Here is a 25,404-nt window from a genome sequence, read left to right on the forward strand (position 1 = left end):
AGCGAGCTATCGTGTCCGCTTGGCAAAAATCTGAGCGGACATGTCTTTGCAGGCCGGGATCACCGACTTGGGGTCCAGGACACTGTCCCAATCGATTCCGTCTGGAGCGTTTTCGCGCAAAGTATCTTCAAAAGAAACGTTTGTGGCGGCAGCAGCTGCGACGATGTCTTTGGCTTCAGTGCGCGGAACACCAGATCGGGCAAGCGCAAAGCTTGCTGCCTCCGCCATGATTTCCGGATTGTTTTTGAAACTTTCAGCAATCCGGTCTGGGTTCGGGCGCAAGCTGTCGGCCAAAGATTGCGCATGGCGGAGCGCCGCACCGCAGGCGATCAGCATTTGCGGCAGGAAAGCCCATTCCAGCGGCCAACGAGCGCCGTCCCGTTCTTCAAGCGGACTGGCCGCAGCCGAAAGCCCATTGGCTGCGGCCAATAGACTGCTGTTCAGGGTCAGGATGGCTTCGGCCTGAACAGGATTTGATTTCTGCGGCATGGTCGACGAGCCGCCTCCGGTGCCGGATGCGACTTCGCCAATGTCCGAACGCCCGAGAAGGATCAGATCTCCGGCCATTTTTGCAAGGTCTGCCGACATTGTCTGCAGCCACCCGGATAGTGCCAATATGCCGGAGCGGTTGGTGTGCCAGGAAGGTGAGACTTCCAGGCTCAGCTCCTCGGCGAGCGCTTCGGCAATGCGTTGGCCGTCAGGTGCGACCGCGCTGTTCACCCCAGACGCACCGCCAAATTGGATTTTCAGGACTTTTTTCCGGAGAGACGGCAGATCTGCTTCCGCATCAATCAGCGTATGCGCCCATTGGGCGATCCGGTAACCGAGAGTGATGGGTGTTGATATCTGAGATCGGGTCCGTCCGGCCAGAAGCTGGTCCGCATGGCGCAGGCTTCCGGTTTCCAGCGTGCTGATCAGCGTCCCGAGGCGCACTTCCAAAACATCCAGGCAGCTCTTTGCCTGCAGGATAAAGCCCGTGTCCATGACGTCCTGGCTGGTTGCTCCCCAATGCAGCCAGGTTCCGGCGTCTTCGCACGCAATCTTTCTCAAGTGAGCGACCAGAGCGGGAACAGGTATTCCAGCCGATCGCGTGCCAGCAGTCAGCTCTTCCGGGCCGATTTCGCAAGTTTCCAGCGCAGTCACGATCTTGTTCGCAGCGTCCATTGGGATAACGCTTAGCTCACCTTGTACTTTCGCCAAGGCCTGCTCAAAACGGATCATATGCTGGATGTCAGCGGTATCATCAAGCAGTGGACCGAGTTCGTTATCCGAATAAAGGCCCGAGAAAACTGTGCTGGAAAACAGGGAAACAGGCATGGCACCAACGTTCAGGCAAAGGGAGCCCGATAGAGGATCAACAAGAGCTGAGCGTCAAGCAGCCTTTAACGGGATGTCCAGAATCTCACGGGCTGTCTGCCAGTTCGCCACCGGCCGCTCGTACTTCTCGCAAAGGTCTACGGCCCGCTTCACCAGCGCTGCATTGGACGGGGCAAGGGTGTCCTTGTCGAGCCGGATATTGTCTTCCAAACCGGTTCTTGTGTGCCCACCGGCGGCAATCGACCATTCATTGACCATCAACTGATTGCGCCCGATGCCGGCGGCACACCAATCCGCGTCCGGGGCCAGCCGTTGCACGGTCTTGATGTAATAATCAAAGACATCCTTATCGACGGGCATCGCATTCTTCACACCCATGACGAACTGGACATAGAGCCTGCCGGGAATGCGGCCATCCTTATTCATCGCTGCCGCCTGATGGATATGGCTGAGATCAAAGGCCTCGATTTCCGGTTTGACGTGGTGCTCGCGCATTTCGCTGGCAAGCCAATCCACCAGATCGGGCGGGTTTTCATAAACCCGAGTCGGAAAATTATTCGACCCAACTGAGAGCGAGGCCATATCCGGTTCCAGCGGCAGCATGCCGCCACGGGCTTTCCCTGCTCCGGAGCGGCCGCCAGTCGAGAATTGAATGATCATGCCAGGACAGAATTTCTCCAGCCCCTCTTTCAACCGGGCGAACTTTTCCGGATCGGAAGAGGGGGTCTGATCATCGTTGCGCACATGGGCATGGCAGATCGAAGCGCCGGCCTCAAAGGCCTCTTGCGTGCTTTCCAGCTGTTCGGCAACTGTGATCGGCACAGCCGGATTGTCTTTTTGGGTCGGTACTGAGCCGGTGATGGCAACGCAAATAATGCAAGGTTTGGTCATTTTGGCCTCAAATATCAAAAAACACCGTCTCGTCTTCGCCTTGCAGCTTGATATCGAACCGGTAGACAGGTTTACCGTCTTGTTCTGTCCGTGCAGCGATCAGTGTTTGACGGCGCCGTTCCCACTCTATCAGGTTGAGCACGGGATCCGCTGCATTGGAAGCTTCTTCATCGGAAAAATAAAGCCGGGTCTGCAAACCGACATTGATGCCGCGCGCGACGATCCAAAGGCTGATATGCGGCGCCATGGTGCGGCCATTCTGATCCGTCACGGCGCCCGGTTTGATGGTGTCAAAACCCCAGTCGCCGGTGTTGAAATCCGTGATGACCCGGCCCCAGCCGCGAAATCCATCTTCAACAGCACCTGGATGTTCCGGATGCGCGTAAATACCGGCCGCATTCGCTTGCCAGGCTTCCAGCATCACGTCCTTGATGGGTGAACCCATGCCGTCGATCACCCGGCCTTCAATCCGGATGCGCTTGCCCATGGCATTCGGTCCAGCGATGTCTTTGCCGAGTTCCTGCTTGTAGATGTCAAATCCGGCTGCCCCTGGTGCCAGGCCGATATGCACATAGGGTCCTGCCGTCTGAGACGGTGTTTCTTTGAGATAGTCCAGTGTCTGGCGCATGGTCAGTTGCCCTCCGGACGGTTTTCAAACAATGTCGAGCGTCGGCCGCGCAGAACAATGTCGAATTTGTAAGCGATAGTGTCGAGAGGCATGGTCGCATTGAGATCCAGGACGGCCACCAGCTGGTCCACGGCATCGGAATCTGGAATGGAGTTCACAATCGGGCATTTGGCAATCAGCGGATCGCCCTCAAAATAACACTGGGTGATCAGCCGCTGCGCGTAGGCTGAGCCGAAGATCGACATATGCACGTGCGCCGGGCGCCAGTTGTTGACCCAGTTGCGCCAGGGGTAGGCACCGGGCTTCACCGTCCGGAAGGCGTAGTAGCCGTTCTCATCCGTCAGAGTGCGCCCGCAGCCACCGAAGTTCGGGTCGATCGGCGCCAGATAGGTGTCCTTCTTGTGCCGGTAGCGTCCGCCGGCATTGGCCTGCCAGATTTCCACAAGGGTGTTTGGGACCGGTTTGGCATTTTCATCGAGAACCCGGCCATGCAGAATGATGCGTTCGCCGATCGGGCTTTCACCTGGTTTTGCGTAGTTCACCAGGAGATCGTTATCGATTGGATCGATGTCGTTATGCCCGAAGACCGGTCCCGTGATTTCGCTGACTGTCGTTTCCAGACTGATCAGTGAATACTGCGGCGACCGGGAGACACTGGTTTTATAGTCCGGTGTCAGCGCAGGCGGCTGCCATTGCCGGTCGCGCTGATAGTAGGGGCCTGGTTTCATCAAAGTCTCCCTCAACACAAAGCAGCTGGACTTCAGCGCTGTGTGTCCTCCTGTTCCATTTCCGCGTAGGTGTCTTTGGCGATCTTGAGCGCCTGATTGGCTCTTGGAACTCCAGCATAAATCGCGACATGCTGAAAGGCCTCCAGCACGTCTTGTTTGCTCGCGCCGGTGCGGGCTGTTGCCCGGATATGCATGGCGATTTCCTCAAAATTTCCAAGGGCGGCCAAAAGCGCCAATGTCAGCATGGACCGCTCACGTGCACTGATACCGTCCGACGCCCAGACTGTTCCCCAAGCCCCTTCCGTGATCAAGGTTTGAAAGGGCGCGTCGAGATCTGTCTTGCTGGCTTCTGCCCGCTCCACATGGGCATCGCCAAGGACCGTCCGGCGAACTTTTAGGCCCTGCTCATACCGGTCAGACATGAGCGCTCTCCTCCAAAAATTTTTGAACATGGGCCGTAAACAGATCCGGCTGTTCGACACAGGGCAGATGACCGGCATCTGGAATTTCAATGAACCGGCTGCCGGCGATCAAATCGGTGGTGGCACGCACCTGTTCCGGCGGACTGGCAAGGTCTTGTGAACCCGCAATCCCAAGTGCTGGCAAGGACAGGCTTGTAGTCGTCGCCGATAGATCGGCTGCGGCAAGGGCCGCGCTGCAGCCGATATAGCCTTCTGCGGGAGTGCGCGTCAGCATATGCCGCCAGGCCAGACATTCGTCTGAGTGGCGGAATGGGCCGGAAAACCAGCGGTCCATCACAGCATCCGCGAGGCTCTCCAATCCGCCTGTTTGGATGGATTTGATCCGGTCCTGCCACATCTCCGGCGTGCCCATTTTGACCGCTGTACAGGCGAGAACCATGCAGGTCACACGATCCGGATGGCGGTGTGCGAGCAGCTGGCCGATCATGCCGCCGATGGAGAGACCAATGAACGCAAAGCGCGTTACGCCAATTTGCTTCAACAAGCCTTCTAGATCATCAACCAGTTCGGTGATGGAGTACGGAGCCGGTGGACAGGACGACAGGCCGTGGCCGCGCTTGTCGAAGCGGATGTACCTGTGTCCGTCTTTTGGCAGGCGTTCGATAACGCTGTCCCAAAGCCTCAAGTCTGTACCGAGGGAATTGGCAAAGACAATTGGTGCACCATCCGGGTCACCATCTTCGCGCCAGTGAATGTCTGCGTTTTTGAGCCTGGCGATCCGCATCAGTAAGGCAATCCCACGTAATTTTCGGCAAACCATTTCTGGGCCGTCTCGTTGAAATGGAGGGATTCGATCTCTGCGCGCTGCATCTTCAAATCAAATTCGGACTGGTCCGGGAACCGATGTAATAGGTTTGTTGTCGCCCAGCTGAATCGTTCGGCCTTCCAGACCCGCGCCAATGCTTTTTCCGAATAGGTATCAAGACCGCGGCTGTCCTTGTCCAAATAGAAGCCGGTGAGCGCATGATAGAGATACTGGACATCGGAGGCTGCGGTGTTCAGGCCTTTGGCGCCGGTTGGGGGGACTATATGAGCGGCATCGCCGCACAAGAACAGCCGACCCCATCTCATCGGTTCGCTGACAAATGACCGCAGAGGTGCGATCGACTTTTCAATCGAGGGGCCGGTCACCAGTTTTTCGGCAATGTCTTCCGGCAAGCGCCGTTTCAACTCATCCCAGAACGCGTCATCGCTCCAGTCTTCCGCTTTGTCGCTGAGGTCACATTGAATGTAATATCGGGAGAGATTTTCATTGCGCATGGAGCAAAGCGCAAAACCGCGCGTCGAGTTGGCATAAATCAGTTCATCATGCACCGGCGGCGTTTCAGACAAGATGCCGAGCCAGCCGAACGGAAAGACCTTCTCATACTCCTTGCGGACAGTGTCCGGGATCGTCTGGCGGCTGACGCCGTGAAACCCATCGCAACCAGCAACGAAGTCACAATCAATCCGGTGTTCTTTGCTATCCTTGAGATACGTGACATAGGGCGCATCGGTATCCGCATCGTGGATTGAAACGCCGTCGGCCTCGAAGATTGTCTGCGCTCCGACAGCGTCCCGGGCGTCATAAAGGTCGCGGGTGACTTCTGTTTGGCCATAAACGATGACGTTCCGGCCGATCAGCTTTTCAAAATTGATCGAAAACAACTCGTTTTCATAAGAAATGCTGGTGCCGCTGTGGACAAAACACTCCTTGTCCATGCGTTCCGACACGCCTGCTTCGCGCATCAGATCAACAAGGCCGGTTTCTAAAATTCCCGCCCGGATCCGCGCCAGAACGTAGTCTCTGGTCTTGCGCTCAAGAACAATCGCTTCAATGCCCTTGAGATGAAGAAGTTGTCCCAGCAGGAGCCCGGACGGGCCGCCGCCGACAATGACAACTTGAGTACGCATCTAGACCTCCCGAGATTTTTGAGCATATTGTTTGCCTGAAATGGTGAAGTAAAATGACAAATTGGGTCATTTGATTTCCAATATGGATAAGTAAATGATCGATCGGCGAATAAAGTTCCGGCATATCCAGTGTTTTGTTGAGATCGCGCAAGAGCGTAGTCTCAAGCTGGCTGCAGACAAATTAAACCTCACCCAGCCCGCGATTTCCAAAACGCTGAAGGAGCTGGAAGAGATCATCGGTGCGGTTTTGATGACGCGCAGCCGGGCGGGCATCTCCTTGACGGCTCAAGGCAAGATGTTTTTGCATTTCGCGCAGATTTCGCTCGCCAGTCTGCAGCAGGGTTTGGATGGAGTTGAACAAGCAGGGGAGGAGGCGAAGGCAACGCTCAAAGTTGGCGCTTTGCCAAGTGTTTCAGCCAGTTTCTTGCCGTCCGCCGTGCGCGAGTTCGCTGAGTTGGCGCCCAACGTCATGCTGAAGATCCTGGATGGGCCGCATGGATACCTCATCGAGCGGCTGCGGCTGGGTGAAATTGACCTGGTGATCGGCCGTCTTGGGCGGCCCGTTACAATGGAGGGTGTCTCCTTCACCCAGCTTTATTCCGAACGGGTCGATTTTGTGGTCCGGGCAGGCCATCCGCTTCTGGAGGCGCCTGACATCAAACGGATTGGCGAATGGCCGGTGCTTTATCCTCCTGAAGGGTCTGCCATCCGGCCGCTGGTCGAGCGGTATCTGATTGCCAATGGTGTTGGCGAAATTCCGAACCGGATCGAAACCGTGTCAGGTGCGTTCGGGCGGATCTTCACACGCCAATCGGATGCCGTCTGGATCATTTCCTCCGGCGTTGTGCGCAACGAAACCGTGGACGGCAATCTCGTGCGGCTGCCGTTTGACAGCGACATTACAAAAGGCCCGATCGGTCTGATGACCCGGCCAGATACCCAACCGAGCCCGGAAGAGCAGGTGTTCCGCCTTGCCGTGCAATCCGCCATTGAAAAATTGGAATTGACCTCATGAGCGACACCAACGCGACCGTAGCAAACCCTAAAAATCCGACTAACGAAGATGGCGCCCAGACCGGCGCAGCTACTCTAACGTCCGGTGGGGCGCTGCTGAGCCGGATGAAGGCTTTGGGCATTGAGTATATTTTCGCCAATTCCGGCACAGATTTTCCACCGGTCATCGAAGGGCTGGCTGAGGCGGAAGCGAAAGATATCGACTTGCCGCAAGCGATTGTCATTCCGCATGAAAGCGCGGCCATGGCAATGGCTCACGGCTACTATCTGGGAACGGGCAAGACTGCAGCTGTGATGGCGCACACCAATGTGGGTCTAGCAAATTGCGCAATCGGTGCGATCAACGCGTCCATCGAAAACATTCCGATGATGCTGTTTTCCGGGCGCACGCCAACAACGGAAAAAGGACGGTTTGGCTCGCGCACTGTCCCCATCGGCTGGGGGCAAGAGATGCGGGATCAAACGGCGCTCGTGCGCGAAGCTTGTAAATGGGATTACGAACTTCGGTTCCCGGAGCAAGCTATCGAAACGGTGGACCGGGCGAAAGCTTTGGCCGAAACCACGCCGCGCGGCCCGGTGTATGTCAGCTTGCCGCGAGAGGTTTTGTGCGAACCCTGTCCAGCCGGTCAGATTTCATCCCCTGCACTCATGAGCGCGCCGAAACCCGGCGTGGATCATGATGCCTTCCGTCAAGCCGCACAGTGGATTGCCGAAGCGGAGCAGCCAGTCATCTTTGCGCAAAGGGGCGCGGGGGGAGAAAAGGGGTTTGCTACGCTGGCAGAGATGGCAGAACGCTGGGGTATTCCGGTCTGCCAGTATTGGGCGGTACGTCTTGCAATGGATCTTGATCATCCAATGGCAGCTGGGAACAATCCGGCGGATGTATTGGATCAAGCGGATGTGGTGCTTGTCGTTGACAGTCTGGCGCCTTGGTCGCCGGACAAACACACATTGAAACCCGGCTGCAAAGTCATCCACCTCGGACAGGATCCGTTGTTCAGCAAGGTGCCAGTGCGCAATTTTCAGTGCGATCTGGCTCTTGCCTCGGATGTGGAAGCTGGACTTCTTGCTCTCAACGCGGTCTTGAATGAGTTTGATGTTCCGGTGCGCGCAAAATCTCGGCAAGATATGTGGGCGGCCGCAAATTCGGAAAAACGGCAGACGGTTTTATCGGCTGCTGCGAAAGCCGGAGCTGGAGGCATCACAAAGGAGTGGGTGAGCTTGTGTCTGTCCCGTGCTCTGGACGGAAGAAAAGCATCGATTTTGTCTGAACTTGGGTGTCCACCGGCGCCGATGACCCTCAATCACCCAGCCGCTTGGTATCAGGAGCCGCATGCTGGCGGCCTTGGCTGGTGCTTTCCGGCAGCTCTGGGCATGAAGCTCGGTGATCCGGAGCGCACCGTTGTCGCCACGATGGGGGACGGATCTTATATGTTCTCCAATCCAGTGGTTTGCCATCAAATTGCTGAAGCTTTGGAATTGCCTATTCTGGTGGTCATTTTGAACAATGCGGAATGGGGGGCTGTGCGCCAATCCGTGCTTGATCATTATCCAGATGGCTACGCCGCGCGGAGCAACCAGATGCCGCTGACCCAGTTGTCGCCTGTTCCGGATTTTATACAAGTGGCCAAAGCCAGCCGCGCCTATGCAGCGAAAGTAACGCAGGCAGATGAAGTGGAAAATGCTTTGCGGGAAGCATTGAGGCATGTCGAAAAAACAAAAAGCCTCGCTTTAATTGACATTTCAATTACTCGCTAAAGTCGCAACGCATAACACTTGGGGCGATGTAAGCGCTTTACCTGAAAAAATCTTAAAGGTTGGACGTTGAGCCATGTATTTTGCTGAGCTAGCTAACTTTTAGTAACCGAAATTATACCAATGGCAGGATAAACAATCAGGAGAAAATACAGAGGGTATTGAGCCTTATACTCAAAAGGGTTCGACCGGGTCCGGCGAGGGGGAAGCCGTGCTACATAAAATAATAAGAGTACTTATCGCCGACGACAGTTCTGTTGCGCGTGAAGTTGTCGCGCAAGGAGTTAAAACTCACCGCAAGGAACGGTATATTGAAGTTGACGTAGTCGACAATGGCCGTGCCGCGCTTGAGACGCTGCGCAAGAAATCAATCGATATTGCCTTCATCGACATAAATATGCCGGGGTTGAATGGCCCCGAAGTGGTGTCGGCCATGCAGGAAACGCAGTCGAACGAATGTTTGACAGTGGCAATGTCGGGAAGTCTTGATGACAAGCTCGAAGCGGTCCTAAAGCGCTTCGGTGCCTACCATTTTCTGCAAAAACCTTTTTTGCCCGAAGATGTGGCTGAAATCGTTGGCACCTACCGAATGATGGTGCATGCCTATCCAATTCTGATCGTTGATGATTCAGGGACGATGCGCAAAATTACCCGGAAGGTTTTAGAAAGCAGCCGGTTTAATTTTGAGATTTCTGAAGCCGATAGCGCCGAAAATGCTCTTAAAAAACTGGCAGGAAGAGAATATGCGATCGTCCTGACTGATTTTCATATGCCTGGCCTGGACGGGTTGGAACTGGCAGGGTCGATACGGGATCTTTCGAGCAAAATCGCCATCTATATGATGTCAACCAACGACACGACCTATTTGGAGCGATCGGCTGCGTTCATCGGAATAAACGGGTTCTTGAAGAAACCCTTTAATGCTGCGGATATCGACACACTCATGCATGAGTATCTGGAAATCGATAAGCCGAAATTTGGTAAAGTGCGGGATATGTTCAGTTTCGTTTCCCGGGAGCGGAAGGCCTCTTAAGTATCGGCCTTCCTTTTCTCCGTACTCCGAAGCATTTTCTTCAAATTAGCTGGGTAATAATTGCCTTCTGATTACATTCATTTTGGATAGTTTTTCCTGCGCCTTGATTAGCGTGCTCCAAGTTGATTCAATGGCAGAATCAGTACTTCCGCGAGTTTATAGCGATTTCGCCCCGGTACGATGGAGCGCGGTGTGGGCAAAACAGCACGACTTGAATATCTAAGGCGTATCTTACCTTTGAGCTTGGCAGTGCTCGGCATTGCCGGCTGGTTCTTTTTCATGACCGTGCTCAGCAGTGTGATGTGTTTGATCGCCGCAGCGGCTATTTATGCAGCTCTGCCCAGCCCCCAACCTGCATCCGGTGCTATTCGGCCTGTTTCCAAACCATCGGTGTTGGTTTTGGATATGATCGGGTTTGGATTTGGACTTATCTTCCTTCCGCCAGCCATCATAGGCATGGCGACTGCGCATGGCGTACTTGCTGTTCTTGCACTTCTGTGTCTTGTGCCGGCCAGCCTCTCGCTGGTGTTTTTTACCGTGGCTGTGCGCCAGGAAACGTCCTGGGTGCGGTTTTTCGGCAATGGCTTCGAATTCACCCAATTCGGCCTGCGGGTTCGTGTTCCCTACAACGAACTGGAAAAAGTCAGCGTGCGGCAGTGGCATGCTTCGGGCGCTGTCGCCTGGTTTCAGTCGACGATTGGGTCCAGCGGCCGGAAAAAAGCCGTTCTGCTGAACGGCGAACAGACAACAAAAACACTGGTTTTCCGGCGCAAAGACGGTTCTGTTTTCACGATATCCTCCGAGCTTATTCCCGATTTGCAGCGGGTTTTGATCGGCATGGATCGTGCGGAGATCGAACTGCCGGAAGGCATCAGCGAATGGCAGCGCAAGAAAATCCGCCGCCGTCGCGAGAAAATGTATGCCGAACCAAGGCCGGAACCAAAATCAGAGCAGCTTGACGTTGCGCGGATTGCAGCCCTAATCGAGCATGCCCGGCGCAACGCCTAACACTTCCTCGTAAGTTGAGGTCAGGCGCAGAGCCTCATACTGAAATCAGAATCTTAGCTGGCCCAGGCCGGTTTTCTCTTCTCAAAAAACGCTGATGTGCCTTCATTGGCTTCCGGTGTTTCCCAGGTGTCTGCCAGACGTTTGATCGTGTCTTCGATGACGGCATTCGTAATCACCGGGCCGAGGGATCTGGCAAGCGCTTTAGAGGCGGCGACAGCTGCTGGAGCTGCGCTCAGATAAGGTTTGATTTCTTTTTCAATTGCTGCATCAAGCTCTTCTGCACTGACCACCTTGGCGGCCAGGTCGAGATCGCGAGCTTCTTCAGCACCAAAGATCCGGGCAGACATAAAGACACGGCGGGCCTTGCCTTCGCCCATGCGAGCCAGGACATAGGGGCTGATGGTAGCCGGGATGAGACCCAAGCGGACTTCGGTCAGACCGAATTTTGCGGTGTTCACCGCGACAACGGTATCGCAGACACTCATCATGCCGGTGCCGCCACCAAAAGCCTGGCCCTGAACCCGACCAATGACCGGTTTGGGCAACTCGTTGAGCGCTTTAAGCATCATTGCAAGTTTTCGGGCCTCGGCCATCCGGGTAGTCCGGTCGGCGGCCATTTGTTCGCGCATCCAGGCAAGATCACCACCAGCGCAGAAACTTTCTCCCGCGCCAGTCAGCACCACGACACGGACGACATCATCTGATCCGAGTTGTGCGGCCGCTTGGGTGAGTTCGTCGATCATCTTAGCCGACAGGGAATTATGTTTCTCTGGCCGGTTCAGTGTGAGCGTGGCGACGCCGCGCGCGTCGGTTTCAATCGAAATTGTTTCAAAACTCATACGGTGTCACTCCGAAGGGATTTGGCGAACTCGGCAAGCTCAGCCAGATTTTCCAGTTTCAGGCCGGTTTCAAATCCCCGGCGCTGCATCAGATCGGCAACGGCTTCTGTTGCCACGTTGCCCTTTGCGCCCGGCGCATACGGGCAGCCGCCGAGACCAGCAATCGTGCTGTCGAACGTGCGAAGACCCTTGTCCAGACTGACCTCGATGTTTTCCAGTGCCCGGCCCTTAGTGTCGTGATAGTGACCGGCGACTTTTTCCGCTGGCACCACTTCCAAAACCGCGTCGAGCATCCGGCCGATGGTTTCCGGTGTTCCCGCCCCAATCGTGTCACCGAGGGAGATTTCATAACAGCCGAGGTCAAACAGGATCTTGGCAACTTCTGCGACCTTTTCCGGCGGTGTCGGACCATCATACGGGCAATCGGCGACGCAAGAGACATAGCCGCGCACCGGCATTTCATCCTGCCTAGCTTTATCCATCAGTGGTTTGAACCGCTCGATGCTTTCAGCCACAGAGCAATTGATGTTCTTTTTCGAAAAACCCTCCGATGCAGACCCGAAAATGGCGACTTCGTCGGCGGAGACTTTTAAGGCGGCCGTATAGCCCTTCACGTTGGGTGTCAGGACCGAGTAAACGACGGCCGGGTGGCGGTAGATGCCCTCCATGACCTCTTGCGCATCGGCCATTTGCGGCACCCATTTCGGGCTGACAAAACTGGTGACTTCAATCTTGCGGAAACCGCATTCCGACAAGCGGTCGACAAGTGCAATCTTGTCTTCGGTCGGGACAAACCGCTTTTCATTCTGCAGCCCATCGCGCGGGCCCATTTCGAAGATGGTGACAAAGTCAGACATATCTTTGGGGTCTTTCTTCAAACGTCGTCGACGGCACGGGCACGGAGTTCGCGGCGGATCACCTTGCCAGTGGTGGTCATCGGCAGAGCATCGACGAATTCGATTTCCCGGGGGTATTCATGAGCAGCGAGGCGGATCTTGACGAAGCCGGCAATCTCTTTCGCAAGATCGTCGGAAGGTTCCACGTCTTGCTTTAGGATGATGTAAGCCTTGACGATTTCTGTGCGCTGGGCGTCTGGTTTGCCGATCACTCCGGCCATGGCAACGGCCGGATGTTTGATCAGGCAGTCTTCGATTTCGCCGGGACCGATCCGGTAGCCGGAGGAGGTGATGACATCGTCATCCCGGCCAACAAAGCGGATCCAGCCATCGTCATCCATCTCGCCGGTGTCACCGGTCAAAAGCCAGTCGCCCGCGAACTTCTTCTGCGTAGCCTCTGGATTGTTCCAATACTGCAAGAACATCACGGGATCTGGACTTTTTACGGCGATGTTGCCGAAGGCCCCATTTGGAAGAACTTCTCCAGAGTCGGAGACAATTGCCAGTTCATGTCCGGGAACAGCCTTGCCCATGATGCCGGGGCGGGCGTCCATGATCTCAGAGCAACTGGATACGATCATGTTGCATTCGGTCTGGCCGTAAAACTCATTGATCGTCTGGCCAAACGTCTTTTGACCCCAGGCGATCAGTTCCGCGCCAAGCGTTTCGCCGCCGGAGGCAACGGTGCGCATGTTCAGCTGCCAGCGGTTTTCCGGGTCTTCGATCTGGCGCATCATTTTGAGCGCCGTTGGCGGGATAAAAGCGTTGCGGATCTTCTGGTCTTGCAGGAGCTGGAAGGCCGCTTCCGCCGTAAATTTCTTGAACCGGCAGGCAACGACGGGAACGCCGAGGAAAAGCGCCGGCATCAGCACATCAAGAAGGCCGCCGATCCAGGCCCAGTCCGCGGGCGTCCAGATGCGGTCATCCGGCTGACCAAGAAAATCGTGGCTCATTTCAACGCCGGGCAAATGGCCAAGCAACACACGGTGGCCGTGAAGAGCGCCTTTCGGCTGACCAGTAGTACCCGAGGTGTAGATGATAATCGCCGGATCATCAGGCGCTGTATCAACTGGATCGAACGTCTCTTCGTGAGCCTCCATGGAGGACCAGAGATCGTCTGCCCCACAATGCGCGCCATCTGCGCAAAAGACAGTTGTCAGCTCTGGCAAGCTGCCATGGATCTTCTCGATTTTTGCAGCGCCACTTTCATCGGTAATGACCGCTTTGGCACCAGAATCTTTCAGCCGGTACTCCAGCGCCTCTTCACCAAAGAGCGTGAACAGTGGAATAGAAATTCCGCCGAGCTTTAAGGCGGCGATATGAGCGAAAGCCGTCTCGGGCCGCTGCGGCATCAAGATGCCGACACGGTCGCCTTGCTGGATACCGCGGCTTTTCAAAAGATTGGCCAGCTGGTTAGAAAGGCGTTTCAAGGCGCCATAGGAATAGGACGTTGCCGGGGCGCCTTCCTCCGCATAGATCAAGGCTTCGCGGCGCGGGTCTTTGTCCGCCCAGGCATCACAGACCGCAACACCGATGTTGAACCGCTCCGGGATCTGCCAGGAAAAATTCTTGGTCAGCTCCTCATAGCTGGTGGCCTCAGGCAGCAGCATCGGTTTCCTCCGCCAGCACGAGGAGGATAGTGCCGTCGGTGACTTGTTCGCCTTCGCTGACAAACACTTCGCCAATGACGCCGTCGCGTGGCGCCTTCAAGGTGTGTTCCATTTTCATGGCTTCCAGGATGATCAGCGGCTGATCTTTTGTGACCGCATCCCCGGCCGTAGCGGTGAGTACTTTCACAAGACCCGGCATTGGCGCGATCAGTTGATCGCCTGCACCCGCAGCTTCTTCATCGGAGCTCAACGTATCCGGCAGGCCGACGGTGAACGTGTGGCCATTCATAAACACCGTCAGTCCCTTGCCATCTTCGACTACCGCACCGGATGCCCGGTGGCCGTTGCTGTCGTAGGTGAGCGTGTTGCCATCCACCTGGACCAGGCTGAAGTCCTTGGGGCCGCTTTCCAGATGAACCGTAAAGCGGTTGTTGCCTTGGGCATGAACTTCAACATCCTGGCGTTCCCCGCCAATCTCCAGAAGGGCAAACTGGCGCGAGGCGCTCCAGATCCGCCAACCGGCCAAAGCTTCGAAGGGGTCAGATCCGTCTACCGGGCGGGTCAGGCCGAGGGCGGTAAGAGCTGCAAGCGCAATTGCGTCTTCGGGCATCGCCGGTTTCGCGATCAGCGCGTCCAAATCCCGGTCAATGAGCCCGGTGTCGACGTCCCCCTTGGAAAACCCGTCATGACGGCAAAGCGCTGCCAGGAAGTCCGCATTGGTGACACAGCCGGCAACTTCCGTTGCCTCCAAGCTTGCCAGCAGCTTGCCGAGCGCGGCGTCGCGAGAGGGCCCATGGACAATGACCTTGGCGATCATCGGATCATAGAAAGGCGAAATCTCATCTCCAGCCCGGACGCCGCTGTCGACGCGGGCCTGGGTTTCCGGGAGAACCAGGTGCTCCAATGTGCCAATCGCTGGGAGGAAGCCTTTTGGAGCGTCTTCAGCATAAAGCCGGGCTTCAAACGCCCAGCCATCAAAGGAGAGTTCGTCCTGGGTTTTGGGTAGCGGTTCGCCAGAAGCAACACGGAGCTGCCATTCGACCAGATCTTCGCCGGTGATGAGTTCCGTGACCGGGTGTTCCACCTGCAGTCGGGTGTTCATTTCCATGAAATAGAACCGGTCGGCGCGCAGCCCTTCGGAAACGTCAACGATGAACTCGATGGTGCCGGCCCCGGAATAGTTGATCGCCTTGGCGGCCTTTACCGCAGCATCGCCCATGGCTTTTCGCATGTCTTCGGGCATGTCGGGGGCTGGCGCTTCTTCGATCACCTTCTGGTGGCGGCGCTGCAGCGAGCAGTCGCGTTCGAACAGATGGACGGCATTACCATGGTTGTCGCCAAAAACCTGGATCTCGATATGGCGTGGCTTGGCGACGTATTTCTCGATGAGAACCTGACCGTCACCAAAACTCGCTTCGCCTTCACGCTGGGCGGATTTGAGCGCTGAGATGAAATCTTCCGCCCGTTCCACCTTACGCATGCCTTTGCCGCCGCCGCCGGCGCGGGCTTTGATCAAGACCGGGTAGCCGATCTTGCCAGCCTGGATCTGTAGAAACCCAGGATCCTGAGTCTCGCGGTGATAGCCGGGAACGACCGGAACACCCGCCTTCTCCATCAAGGCTTTCGCGGCGTCCTTCAGGCCCATCGCCCGGATGGCATCTGCGCTCGGTCCGATGAAGGCAATACCGGCAGCGTCCAACGCATCGACAAAATCCGGGTTTTCAGACAGAAACCCATAACCCGGGTGGACGGCTTCCGCGCCGCTATGTTTGCAGACCTCAATGATCTTGGCAACTTGCAGATAACTCTCGGAAACAGGCGCCGGGCCAATGCGGTAGGCCTCGTCGGCCATCGCCACGTGTTTGGCGTTGGCGTCCGCATCCGAATAGACAGCAACGGTTTTGACGCCAAGCTTTCTGGCGGTTTCCATCACGCGGCAGGCGATCTCGCCACGGTTGGCAATGAGGATTTTCTTGAACATTCAGGTGTCCTCCCCGAGGGCGGCTGTAAGATGGCGTTCACTGGCCGCATCGAAAGCGACCAATGTGACCAATTCAATTGTCTGGAGTTGTGCCGTGGTGCGGCGGATGGTGGTCACAGCGATTTTGGCCGCGCTGTCGGCGGGATATCCGTAGATGCCGGTTGAAATGGCCGGAAAGGCAAAGGTTTGGCAGCCGTGGCCGGCACCGAGCATGAGGGCGGTTTCATAGCAGCTTGCCAAAAGGTCTGCTTCACCCGCAAAGCCGCCGCGCCAGATGGGGCCGACCGTGTGCACAATGAACCTGCAAGGGAGCCGGTAGCTCCCGGTGATTTTGGATTGGCCTGTCTCGCAGCCGCCGAGGCCGCGGCATTCTTCCAAAAGGTCCGGTCCGGCTGCCCGGTGGATCGCGCCATCGACCCCGCCGCCGCCGAGCAGAGATGAATTTGCTGCGTTGACGATGGCGTCCGCTTCAAAACGGGTGATGTCGCCGGTGCGGATTGCGATCCTGGTCATTTCTCAAGATCCTCAATCAATTTGAAGCGTTCACAAACCAGCATCATCTCGGGGTCAAACCCGCCATTGCGTTCAAAATATGCCTGGTGATCAGTCCGCCAGCCCTCGAGGTCTAAGTTTTCGCCTTCTGCCAGGGCAAAACCTTCGTCGACGTCGCAATAACGAGTGGTTGTCACTTCAACCGTCTCGATGACGAGTGCGGGTGAGCCGTCCCAATTAAGGACAATGTCCTTCCGTCCCTCTAGAGGCAGAGCTTCACCGCCGTCGGTGAAGTCACGGAGCGCGCCGCAAGTCGCTTTCTTTTTCCCCGCTCGGACCAATGCAATCAGCTGGGCACTCAGCTCCGGTCCATCACCGAACTTGAAGGTTTCTGCGCCGGGATATTTGTTTTTTAATCTGTCCAGCAAAGCCGTCATGCCGATGCCCTCGCTGCCGGAGACAAAACTTGGACGACGAGTTCCGAAATTGCGGACGCAACGACATCTGGCTCGGTCATCTGGGGAAAATGACCGCTTTTTTGCGCAATGATCTGTTTGCCCGGATGCCCCAGTTCCACCAACTTTTTCTGACCTTCCGCCCGGATTTCAAGGGCCGCTTTTCCGGCAAGCCAGGAGGGGAGGGATTTGCCACCGGTCACGACGGAGACCGGAATTTGCGGAAAGGGCGAGATCGCCCTGAATTCCTGCAAGGTCTGCGAAGCCGTTGCACGTTCACTCAATGGATCCGGTTTCCAAAGGGTGTCGAGCACCCTTTGCAACAGTCCCGGTTTTTGTGCCGTGCTGAATTCAAGATCTTCGACTGTTCCTGCTTCCAGAAAAGTTACGCTGGCCACTTGGCCCGGGTTTTTCCGGGCAAACATGTTGGCGATCAAACCGCCAAAAGAGTGGCCAGCCAAATGCAGAGGGTGTTTTAAGCCAATAGTGCCGATGAGCTCTTTTAGCTGAACCGCTCCGTATTCCGCTGTTTGCGGTTTTGAGGCCTTGGCGGTCTTTCCGATCCCGGCTCGGTTGTAGGCAAGAATTTGAAATTCGTCTGACAAGCGTTCGACGATAGGATCCCAGGCGCTGAGTGGGCCGCCTGCGCCATTGATCAGGACAACAGACGGCCCTGCCGAATTGCCAGTCAAAAGATATTCGACTGGTCCGTCAGGTGTCTTCGCCAGAGATGTCTGTTGCGGCTGGCTCATGATTACATCCGGAAGAGGCCAAACTTGGTGTCTTCGATCGGTGCGTTCAGCGGCGCCGAAAGGGAGAGGCCAAGAATGCAGCGGGATTTGTGTCGGGAACGAACACTACGAGCAGTCATCGCTATTCCTCCAGTCCAACTGCTTTGCCTCAGGCACGACGTTGAACAACTGCCAGTCTTCGGCTGAGCACTCGAAGGCTTCATCCCTCAGATAAAAAAGGAAATTCCGTTGTTTGGTTTGATGCTGATGAAGCAAGTTCCAGTTTGTGTTCTGTAGGTTTTCGAGAAAGTCTCCGAGGACTTCATAAAACTCGCCCCAGCTCGGTGCTAGTTCGCTGAACCTGCACTGTCCACGGTACCAACCTTCATCGTTTACCGGTGTGAAACGAAATCGAGAGCAGTTGGAAAATTTCAGATGCAGATGTGGTACTGCGCTGTAATTCTTGAACCGAAACGCATTCGGTCCAAACCGCAGCCAAAGGTCATTTTCGTCAATAGCGACCTGCGGAAACGGACAGTTTGGCTCTGCATTCCAGCCGTCGTTTAGTTGAAGGAAAGTTGTCATCACATCACATCCGGAAGAGGCCGAACTTGGTATCTTCGATCGGGGCGTTGAGCGACGCCGACAAGGAGAGGCCTAGAATGTCGCGTGTTTTGCGCGGATCGATGATGCCATCGTCCCAAAGCCGGGCCGTTGCGTAGAGCGGGTGTCCCTGTTCTTCAAACTGGTTGATGATCGGCTGCTTGAAGCTGGCCTCTTCTTCGGAAGACCAGCTGCCGCCCTTGCGCTCGATGCCATCGCGCCGGACGGTGGCGAGAACGCCAGCAGCCTGTTCACCGCCCATGACGGAAATGCGGGAGTTCGGCCAGGTCCACAAGAAACGTGGAGAATAGGCGCGGCCGCACATGCCGTAGTTGCCGGCTCCAAAGGAACCGCCGACCAGCATCGTGATTTTCGGAACCTTCGTGGTGGCAACGGCAGTCACCAGCTTGGCGCCGTCCTTGGCGATGCCGCCGCTTTCATACTTCTGGCCGACCATGAAGCCGGTGATGTTCTGCAGGAAGACCAAAGGCACCTTGCGCTGCGAGCAGAGCTCGACGAAGTGTGCGCCTTTGACCGCGCTTTCGGAGAACAGCACACCGTTGTTGGCGATGATGCCGACCGGCATCCCGTGGATGTGAGCAAAACCACAGACGAGCGTCGTACCGTAACGCGCTTTAAACTCGTCGAAGCGGGAGCCGTCAACGACGCGGGCGATCACTTCACGGATGTCATAGGGCGTCTTCAGATCTGCCGGAACCACGCCGAGGATTTCATCCGGGTCGTAAAGCGGATCTTCCGGGGTCTGCAAGGCAAGTTGAGAGGCTTTGGTGCGGTTGAGGCTCGCAATGGAACGCCGGGCAAGGGCCAGCGCATGCGCATCATCGCGCGCCAGATGGTCGGCCACACCAGAGAGGCGCGTATGAACATCTCCGCCGCCAAGGTCTTCTGCAGAAACTTCTTCACCCGTTGCAGCCTTCACCAAAGGAGGTCCTGCGAGGAAGATCGTGCCCTGGTTCTTGACGATGATCGTCTCGTCCGACATCGCTGGGACATAGGCACCGCCCGCGGTGCACGACCCCATGACAACCGCGATCTGGGCAATGCCCTTGGAGGACATGTTGGCCTGATTGAAGAAGATCCGGCCGAAGTGGTCGCGATCCGGGAAGACCTCGTCCTGGTTCGGCAGGTTGGCGCCGCCGCTGTCGACCAGATAGACGCACGGCAGATTGTTCTGCTCGGCGATTTCCTGGGCACGGAGGTGTTTTTTGACGGACAACGGATAATAGGTGCCGCCTTTGACGGTCGCGTCATTGGCCAGGATCATGACTTCCTGCCCTTCAACCCGGCCAATGCCTGCGATCATACCGGCAGATGGGGCCGCGCCGTCGTACATCTCATGGGCAGCCAGCATACCGACTTCCAGGAACGGAGAACCCGGATCAAGCAAGCGCGAAACCCGTTCACGCGGCAGGATTTTGCCGCGGGAGACGTGACGCTGGCGAGCTGTTTCGCCGCCGCCGTCCAGGGCGGTCTGTGCAGCGTCCTTGATTTGCGCCATGGCATCTTCATGGGCTGCCTTGTTGGCCGTGAAGTCTGCGCTTTTGGGCGATAAGCTCGATTTGAGGATGCTCATGTCATCCGGTCTCCGTTGGGTGAAATCTCCCCGGTTTCCGGGGCAATGGTCTTTTGCACCATCTTCAAGTAAAGCGTTTCGATGTCGTCTTTCGACAGGCCGCCGCCAGAACGATACCAAGCCGGTATGCCGGTCAGCATGGCAATGATGGCCCGGGTTGCGACCTTGGCGTCGTCCACCTGATAGCGGCCGTTTGCGGCACCCTCGGTCAAAATGCCGGTGAGGATCTCTTCATAGCGCCGCCGCTCGGTCTCGATCACCTCGAAGTTTTCCGGGTCGAGGCTGCGCAATTCCATGTATGCGATGAAAACCTCGTCGGCCCGCTCCAAGTGGTAGCGAATGTGGAAGCGCACGAAACGCTCGATCGGATCCATCCCGTCCGGAAAGCCGGCGTTTTCCCACTCGGCCATGAGGTCGGCCATATGGGTCAGCATCAGATCTTTCAGGATGTCTTGCTTGGTCGGGAAGTGATTGTAGAGCGCGCCGGGCTGAACACCGACTTGGGCGGCAATGTCACGCATGGAAACGGCCGCATAGCCGGAGGCGGCGAACAGCCGAAGTGCTGTCTTCCGGACCTTTTCGGCTGTTTCCAGCCCCTTTTGCCGCGGCTGTGCGCGCGCACTCAATCCCATCATCAACTCCTCTTACCAAGCAAAGTAAATGAACGTTCATTCATTTACAAGTCAAATTTGAGCCCTAGGTTTTGAGCCAGCGCATTGCGGACCGGATTCTGCTGCCTTTAGTGTCAAACTCCTGTCATGGAATTTGGGCTCTCAGTGCATGTGAGTGAGTATTGATCAGCAAGTAAGGACAAGCGGATGATGAAGGACGCTAAGACTTGGGTGGAGAATGAGTGGGCTGACAGCATGGATGAAGAGCTGGAGATGGAAATCGATGATTTCCTGATCGCTAAGGATCTTCAATTCATTGCTGACAAAAAACACAAATCCCCGCTCGACCGGCGAACTTACTTTCATGAATTGCTGATGCTCCAGGCAGAGCTGGTCAAGTTGCAAGACTGGGTGCAGGACAGTGGTGAAAAGATTGTCGTCATCTTTGAAGGTCGGGATGCGGCCGGCAAGGGCGGCGTGATCAAACGTATTACTCAGCGGCTAAACCCGCGTGTTTGCCGTGTGGTTGCTCTGCCGGCACCGTCCGACCGGGAAAAGAGCCAGTGGTATTTCCAGCGTTATGTGCCGCATCTGCCGGCAGCTGGCGAAATCGTGCTCTTTGACCGCTCCTGGTACAACCGTTCTGGCGTCGAGCGGGTGATGGGTTTTGCTTCTGACGATGAGGTCGAAGAATTTTTCAACGATGTGCCCGAATTTGAACGCATGCTGGTGCGCTCCGGCATCCGGTTGATCAAATATTGGTTCTCCATCACCGACGAAGAACAACAGTTGCGCTTTTTAATGAGGGTTCATGACCCGCTCAAACAATGGAAGCTGTCGCCGATGGATCTGGAATCCCGGGTCCGTTGGGAAGATTATACAAAGGCCAAGGAAGAGACCTTTGAGCGGACCAACATTCCCGAAGCGCCCTGGTTTATCGTTGAAGGCAATGACAAGAAGCAGGCGCGGCTCAACTGCATCAACCATCTTCTCTCCGTCATGCCGTATGACGAGGTCCCGCACGATCCAATCACATTGCCCGAGCGGCGATTTAAGCCGGACTACGAGCGCAAAGTTTTGCCAGAGCATCTTTACGTGCCCGAAAAATACTGATTGTGTTCATACACAAAACGAGATCCCGGCCATCGGCCGGGATTTTCATTTAACGATAGGAGGCAATCATGAGCGCAACTAAGAAAATCCGGTGGGGCGTCCTGTCGACTGCAAAAATCGGCCGGGAAAAGGTTCTGCCTGGCATTCAAGGCTCCGAGACCGGCATTGTCGCTGCCATTGCCTCACGCGGGCTGGAACGGGCACAGGAGGTCGCTGGACAGCTCGGGATTGAAAAGGCCTATGGGTCCTACGAAGACCTGTTGGCCGATCCGGACATCGATGCCATTTATAATCCCCTGCCAAATCACATGCATGTACCGCTGACGCTGCAGGCCGCTGCAGCCGGGAAACATGTTTTGTGCGAAAAACCGATTGCTCTCAACGCGGAGGAGGCAAGGCAGTTGCTTTCCCGGTCTGATGACCGGTTGATTGCCGAAGCTTTCATGGTCCGGGCGCATCCGCAGTGGATCCGCGCGCGTGAGATTGTTCGATCTGAGCAGCTGGGGGAATTAAAAGCGATCCAGGCGTTCTTCAGCTATTTCAACGATGACCCGGGAAATATCCGCAACAACGCTGAGATCGGCGGTGGTGCACTGCTAGATATCGGCTGTTACACCATGCTGGCCGGCCGGTATTTCTTTGATGCCGAGCCGCAACGGGTTGTCTCCCTGATTGACCGGGATCCGGAATTTGGAACCGACCGCATAACCAGCGCGATGCTGGATTTCGGTCAGGGGCGCCAGCTCAACTTCACGGTCTCGACCCAGTTGACGGCTTATCAGCGCCTCCAATTGGTCGGTACGAAAAAGCGGTTGGAACTCGTCATTCCGTTTAATGCGCCGCTTGGCGGGGAGGTGTCGCTGCGTCTGGACGATGGGTCCTTGCTTGGGGGTCAATCGGCAGAAACCGAAACTTTCGCACCTTGCAATCAATACAGCGAGATGGCCGATGTTTTCGGGCGGGCCATTCTGGGTGAAGAAGGCCTGCCCTATGGGGTTGAGGATGCCATTCAGAACATGGCGATTCTGGATGCTCTGTTCAAATCCGCCGAATCTGGTGGCTGGGTTAGCGTTGGCTGATTGCCGCTAGGCTATCGGCTCAAATGAATAGCCGCCGCCGGCACGTGCCTGCAAAACACCGAAGCTGGTGGTGTCCAGATGCGTTGCCGCAAACGGGATTTGATCCGCAGCCAGTTTTTCAAAAAGGGTTTTGCGTGTTTGCGCGGCGGTCTCAGGAGCGCTGTCCAAGGCATAGCGCACTTCTGGATTGGCGAACTGCAAGGTTCCGGACACAAGTGCATCGCCCAACAAAAACGCCTGCTTGCCTCCGCTGGCGACATGAACGATTTGATGGCCGGGCGTGTGACCCGGCGCGAAGGACAGGTGTATCCCCTCGCCAAGATCACTGTCGCCGGTATGCAGTTCAACTTGCGGGGACATCGGGCGCGCCAGTGATTGGATTAGCTCCACAATAGGTTTTTGGTCCTCCGGCACCGTGCTGGCCAGATCGTCATTTGTCCAGAATGCCCATTCACTCTCTTGGAGATGCAATTTTGCGTTTGGAAACAAGCTCTGGCCGTTGGAAATCAGACCACCAATGTGGTCGGCATGCATATGGGTGAGGATGATATCGGTAATTTCGCTGGACGCGCTGACGAGTGCGGTGCCGGCGTCGGTGACATGGCCGGTATCTGGAAACCGCGCTTTCAGCCAGTCACCGGATCCCGCATCAACCAGGATCTTCCGGGTGCCAGTTTCGATCAGCCAGCAATTGGCGCCGAAACGGGCGCTCGGGCTTACCAATTGGAGCTCTGACTCGCTGGCATTGGAAAAATAGCCGGCCGGGATGTCGAGGTGTCCATCAGAGAGGGTTTTGACGGTGATGTCTCCTACGGCAAACGAAGAAGACTGAGGTGCGGGCGTGTGCATGAGTGCTCCGTGTATTTGGGATTTGTCCGCAAAATACAGGGAGCGCTCATGGTTGGGCGATTGGCGCAAATGACAAATTATGTGTTAAATACGCCAGATGGCGTCTCGAGTGTATCAGTTTGCGATTCTGGCCTATCCTGGCTGTCTTCAATCGGCTGTGCTGGGCCTTCAGGATGTTCTGGGATATGCCGCCACTGTTTCGGACAACACAGTAACGGTGGACGTGGTTTCGGTGTTTGAAATCAGCAAACACTCGTATGATGCAGTGATCTTGCCGCCATCCGCAGCGGAAGTGGAGGCGAAGGATGTTCCCGAATTGGCAGGATATATTGCCCATCAACATGGGGAGGGCGCGCTCGTCTGTTCCGCCTGTACAGGCGCGACATTCGTCGCTGAGGCCGATTTGGCTCAAGGGCGTGCGCTGACAACTCACTGGGGTTTGGAGCAGAGATTAAAATCCAGGTACCCGGAAGTGATGTTTGATACCGATCAGCTTCTGATCGAATACGGGGACCTTGTCACGGCAGGTGGGTTGATGGCCTGGATTGATCTCAGTTTGGCGGTGATCGAACGATTTTTGGGATATGCTGTTGCTGCGCGCACTGCCGGGTATTTTGTTGTCGACATGCGCCGCCGGGATCAGCGTCGGTTTCGCCGATTTTCTCCACAAATGCGCCATGGCGATGCTGTCATTCTAAAGACCCAACACCTCATCGAAGCTCAATATGCGGACGCGTCAAACGTTAGCGATATCGCGCGTGCGTCGGGTTTGCCAAGCCGCACCTTTTTAAGGCGCTTTAAGCTGGCGACAGGATTGACGCCCAATGCCTATCTGCAAGAGCTCCGGATCGAGCGGGCCAGGGATCTGTTGATCGAGACTGACAAAAGCGTTTCGGAAATTTGTTTTGTCGTTGGCTACCAGGATCCGCCGTCCTTTGCGCGCCTGTTTGCAAGGCTGACGGGTTTGTCGCCTGGGGCGTTCCGCAAACACTTTGCCCGGCAAAGGCTCTGAACAAAAAACCCCGCCGGGTGGCGGGGTTTGAAACGTGTTAGGGTCTGCGCTTATTTGATCGGTGCGAGAACCATGACCATCTGGCGGCCTTCCAATTTCGGATGAGACTCCACCTTGGCAATCTCGGCAGTTTCATCGCGAACCTTGTGCAAGAGTTTCATGCCCAAGTCCTGGTGCGCCATTTCGCGGCCCCTAAAGCGGAGCGTGACCTTAACCTTGTCGCCGTCGTTGAAGAAGCGCAGCATGTTCTTCATCTTCACCTCATAGTCATGGGTGTCAATGTTCGGACGCATCTTGATCTCTTTGATCTCGACGGTCTTTTGTTTCTTGCGGGCTTCTGCAGCTTTTTTCTGAGCCTGATACTTGTATCGGCCGTAATCCAGAATCTTACAGACCGGCGGATTGGCATTCGGCTGGATTTCAACAAGATCCAGACCGGCATCCATAGCGATATCCATCGCTTCTTCGGTCGCTATGACACCACGGTTGGCGCCTTCATGGTCGATCAACTGGACTTCGCGTACGCGAATTTCTTGGTTGGTGCGCGGGCCTTCCTTTGTAGGAGGCGGGGCGCGGAACGGACGGCGAATGGTCGCAATCTCCTCTGCGATTTAAACTCTAATGGCTCTCAAGTGTTGGCTCATACGCAAAAGTCCTCGGGACGTTCGTACCAAGGGCCACTACGCGTTTTCTTGAACGCCGACCCATAAGCTCACGCTAAATGTACAAAAAGTCAACAGAAAACAGCGGTATTTGCGCCATTTCATCCAACCTTTCGGCATCTGGCAGT

26 protein-coding genes are annotated in these 25,404 nt (G+C 56.0%); 7 read left to right on the top strand and 19 right to left on the bottom strand.

Going from position 1 to position 25,404, the window contains the following annotated elements; genetic code table 11:
* Nucleotides 1-6: 6 nt before the first annotated feature.
* The 7 genes from FJ695_RS06710 to pobA are packed head-to-tail and all read right to left on the bottom strand — an operon-like array spanning nucleotide 7 to nucleotide 5,939.
* A complete protein-coding gene (locus FJ695_RS06710; RefSeq protein WP_141184718.1) occupies nucleotides 7-1,317 on the bottom strand; it encodes a lyase family protein in 1,311 nt (436 codons plus the stop codon).
* A gap of 54 nt (nucleotides 1,318-1,371) precedes the next feature.
* Nucleotides 1,372-2,208: a 3-keto-5-aminohexanoate cleavage protein gene (locus FJ695_RS06715; protein WP_141184719.1), complete on the bottom strand. Its 837-nt coding sequence runs from the start codon at nucleotides 2,206-2,208 to the stop codon at nucleotides 1,372-1,374.
* A gap of 7 nt (nucleotides 2,209-2,215) precedes the next feature.
* Nucleotides 2,216-2,836 carry a protocatechuate 3,4-dioxygenase subunit alpha gene (pcaG, locus tag FJ695_RS06720; protein ID WP_141184720.1) on the bottom strand — a complete coding sequence of 207 codons (621 nt, stop codon included), beginning with the start codon at nucleotides 2,834-2,836 and terminating at the stop codon, nucleotides 2,216-2,218.
* A gap of 2 nt (nucleotides 2,837-2,838) precedes the next feature.
* Complete coding sequence (gene pcaH, locus FJ695_RS06725; protein ID WP_141184721.1) at nucleotides 2,839-3,564, bottom strand: protocatechuate 3,4-dioxygenase subunit beta; 726 nt, start codon at nucleotides 3,562-3,564, stop codon at nucleotides 2,839-2,841.
* Between the two features lie 32 nt (nucleotides 3,565-3,596).
* A complete protein-coding gene (pcaC, locus tag FJ695_RS06730) occupies nucleotides 3,597-3,986 on the bottom strand; it encodes a 4-carboxymuconolactone decarboxylase (protein WP_141184722.1) in 390 nt (129 codons plus the stop codon).
* Nucleotides 3,979-4,770: a 3-oxoadipate enol-lactonase gene (gene pcaD / locus FJ695_RS06735; RefSeq protein WP_141184723.1), complete on the bottom strand. Its 792-nt coding sequence runs from the start codon at nucleotides 4,768-4,770 to the stop codon at nucleotides 3,979-3,981. The genes pcaC and pcaD overlap by 8 nt, the downstream gene beginning before the upstream one ends.
* Nucleotides 4,770-5,939: a 4-hydroxybenzoate 3-monooxygenase gene (gene pobA / locus FJ695_RS06740; RefSeq protein WP_141184724.1), complete on the bottom strand. Its 1,170-nt coding sequence runs from the start codon at nucleotides 5,937-5,939 to the stop codon at nucleotides 4,770-4,772. Before pobA ends, pcaD begins: the two co-directional genes overlap by 1 nt.
* Nucleotides 5,940-6,033: 94 nt before the next feature.
* Between pobA and pcaQ the strand changes: the two genes are divergently transcribed.
* The 4 genes from pcaQ (at nucleotide 6,034) to FJ695_RS06760 (ending at nucleotide 10,749) form a co-directional block, all read left to right on the top strand.
* Nucleotides 6,034-6,954 (top strand): pca operon transcription factor PcaQ, encoded by a 921-nt coding sequence (pcaQ, locus tag FJ695_RS06745; RefSeq protein ID WP_141184725.1) that lies wholly within the window; start codon nucleotides 6,034-6,036, stop codon nucleotides 6,952-6,954.
* The gene (locus tag FJ695_RS06750) at nucleotides 6,951-8,711 is read left to right on the top strand and encodes a thiamine pyrophosphate-requiring protein (protein ID WP_141184726.1); all 1,761 of its coding nucleotides are present in this window, start codon (nucleotides 6,951-6,953) and stop codon (nucleotides 8,709-8,711) included. The genes pcaQ and FJ695_RS06750 overlap by 4 nt, the downstream gene beginning before the upstream one ends.
* 208 nt (nucleotides 8,712-8,919) lie before the next feature.
* On the top strand, nucleotides 8,920-9,741 hold the full coding sequence (locus FJ695_RS06755) for a response regulator (RefSeq protein WP_141184727.1): 822 nt from the start codon (nucleotides 8,920-8,922) through the stop codon (nucleotides 9,739-9,741).
* A gap of 192 nt (nucleotides 9,742-9,933) precedes the next feature.
* Complete coding sequence (locus FJ695_RS06760; protein WP_209010947.1) at nucleotides 9,934-10,749, top strand: hypothetical protein; 816 nt, start codon at nucleotides 9,934-9,936, stop codon at nucleotides 10,747-10,749.
* Nucleotides 10,750-10,802: 53 nt separating this feature from the next.
* Here FJ695_RS06760 and FJ695_RS06765 read toward each other — a convergent pair whose 3' ends face one another.
* From FJ695_RS06765 to FJ695_RS06810, 10 genes are all read right to left on the bottom strand, one after another.
* A complete protein-coding gene (locus tag FJ695_RS06765) occupies nucleotides 10,803-11,588 on the bottom strand; it encodes a crotonase/enoyl-CoA hydratase family protein (protein WP_141184728.1) in 786 nt (261 codons plus the stop codon).
* Complete coding sequence (locus FJ695_RS06770; protein ID WP_141184729.1) at nucleotides 11,585-12,445, bottom strand: hydroxymethylglutaryl-CoA lyase; 861 nt, start codon at nucleotides 12,443-12,445, stop codon at nucleotides 11,585-11,587. Before FJ695_RS06770 ends, FJ695_RS06765 begins: the two co-directional genes overlap by 4 nt.
* A gap of 17 nt (nucleotides 12,446-12,462) precedes the next feature.
* Entirely contained in the window at nucleotides 12,463-14,094 is a 1,632-nt protein-coding gene (locus tag FJ695_RS06775; RefSeq protein WP_209010948.1) for an acyl-CoA synthetase, read from the bottom strand.
* Entirely contained in the window at nucleotides 14,081-16,075 is a 1,995-nt protein-coding gene (locus FJ695_RS06780) for an acetyl/propionyl/methylcrotonyl-CoA carboxylase subunit alpha (protein WP_141184730.1), read from the bottom strand. The genes FJ695_RS06775 and FJ695_RS06780 overlap by 14 nt, the downstream gene beginning before the upstream one ends.
* A complete protein-coding gene (locus tag FJ695_RS06785; protein ID WP_141184731.1) occupies nucleotides 16,076-16,588 on the bottom strand; it encodes an O-acetyl-ADP-ribose deacetylase in 513 nt (170 codons plus the stop codon). It abuts the gene before it with no gap.
* A complete protein-coding gene (locus FJ695_RS06790) occupies nucleotides 16,585-17,004 on the bottom strand; it encodes an ASCH domain-containing protein (protein ID WP_141184732.1) in 420 nt (139 codons plus the stop codon). Before FJ695_RS06790 ends, FJ695_RS06785 begins: the two co-directional genes overlap by 4 nt.
* The gene (locus tag FJ695_RS06795) at nucleotides 17,001-17,774 is read right to left on the bottom strand and encodes an alpha/beta fold hydrolase (RefSeq protein WP_141184733.1); all 774 of its coding nucleotides are present in this window, start codon (nucleotides 17,772-17,774) and stop codon (nucleotides 17,001-17,003) included. The genes FJ695_RS06790 and FJ695_RS06795 overlap by 4 nt, the downstream gene beginning before the upstream one ends.
* A 105-nt stretch (nucleotides 17,775-17,879) precedes the next feature.
* Nucleotides 17,880-18,338, bottom strand: a complete 459-nt coding sequence (locus FJ695_RS06800; protein ID WP_141184734.1) for a hypothetical protein — start codon at nucleotides 18,336-18,338, stop codon at nucleotides 17,880-17,882.
* Between the two features lie 4 nt (nucleotides 18,339-18,342).
* Nucleotides 18,343-19,950, bottom strand: a complete 1,608-nt coding sequence (locus FJ695_RS06805) for a carboxyl transferase domain-containing protein (protein WP_141184735.1) — start codon at nucleotides 19,948-19,950, stop codon at nucleotides 18,343-18,345.
* The gene (locus FJ695_RS06810) at nucleotides 19,947-20,585 is read right to left on the bottom strand and encodes a TetR/AcrR family transcriptional regulator (RefSeq protein ID WP_371708975.1); all 639 of its coding nucleotides are present in this window, start codon (nucleotides 20,583-20,585) and stop codon (nucleotides 19,947-19,949) included. Before FJ695_RS06810 ends, FJ695_RS06805 begins: the two co-directional genes overlap by 4 nt.
* A gap of 183 nt (nucleotides 20,586-20,768) precedes the next feature.
* On the opposite strand from FJ695_RS06810, the gene ppk2 reads away from it, so the two are divergent.
* Together ppk2 and FJ695_RS06820 are read left to right on the top strand one after the other, a co-directional pair.
* Entirely contained in the window at nucleotides 20,769-21,674 is a 906-nt protein-coding gene (gene ppk2 / locus FJ695_RS06815; RefSeq protein WP_141184736.1) for a polyphosphate kinase 2, read from the top strand.
* 68 nt (nucleotides 21,675-21,742) lie between these two features.
* Nucleotides 21,743-22,753, top strand: a complete 1,011-nt coding sequence (locus tag FJ695_RS06820) for a Gfo/Idh/MocA family protein (protein WP_141184737.1) — start codon at nucleotides 21,743-21,745, stop codon at nucleotides 22,751-22,753.
* A 6-nt stretch (nucleotides 22,754-22,759) separates the two neighbouring features.
* On the opposite strand, the gene FJ695_RS06825 is transcribed toward FJ695_RS06820, so the two are convergent.
* On the bottom strand, nucleotides 22,760-23,602 hold the full coding sequence (locus tag FJ695_RS06825) for an MBL fold metallo-hydrolase (protein ID WP_141184738.1): 843 nt from the start codon (nucleotides 23,600-23,602) through the stop codon (nucleotides 22,760-22,762).
* 109 nt (nucleotides 23,603-23,711) lie between these two features.
* Between FJ695_RS06825 and FJ695_RS06830 the strand changes: the two genes are divergently transcribed.
* On the top strand, nucleotides 23,712-24,614 hold the full coding sequence (locus tag FJ695_RS06830) for a GlxA family transcriptional regulator (protein ID WP_209010949.1): 903 nt from the start codon (nucleotides 23,712-23,714) through the stop codon (nucleotides 24,612-24,614).
* A gap of 50 nt (nucleotides 24,615-24,664) precedes the next feature.
* Here FJ695_RS06830 and infC read toward each other — a convergent pair whose 3' ends face one another.
* A complete protein-coding gene (infC, locus tag FJ695_RS06835) occupies nucleotides 24,665-25,204 on the bottom strand; it encodes a translation initiation factor IF-3 (RefSeq protein ID WP_141184740.1) in 540 nt (179 codons plus the stop codon).
* Nucleotides 25,205-25,404 lie beyond the last annotated feature (200 nt).

This window comes from Labrenzia sp. PHM005, assembly GCF_006517275.1.
Taxonomy (GTDB): Bacteria; Pseudomonadota; Alphaproteobacteria; order Rhizobiales; family Stappiaceae; genus Roseibium.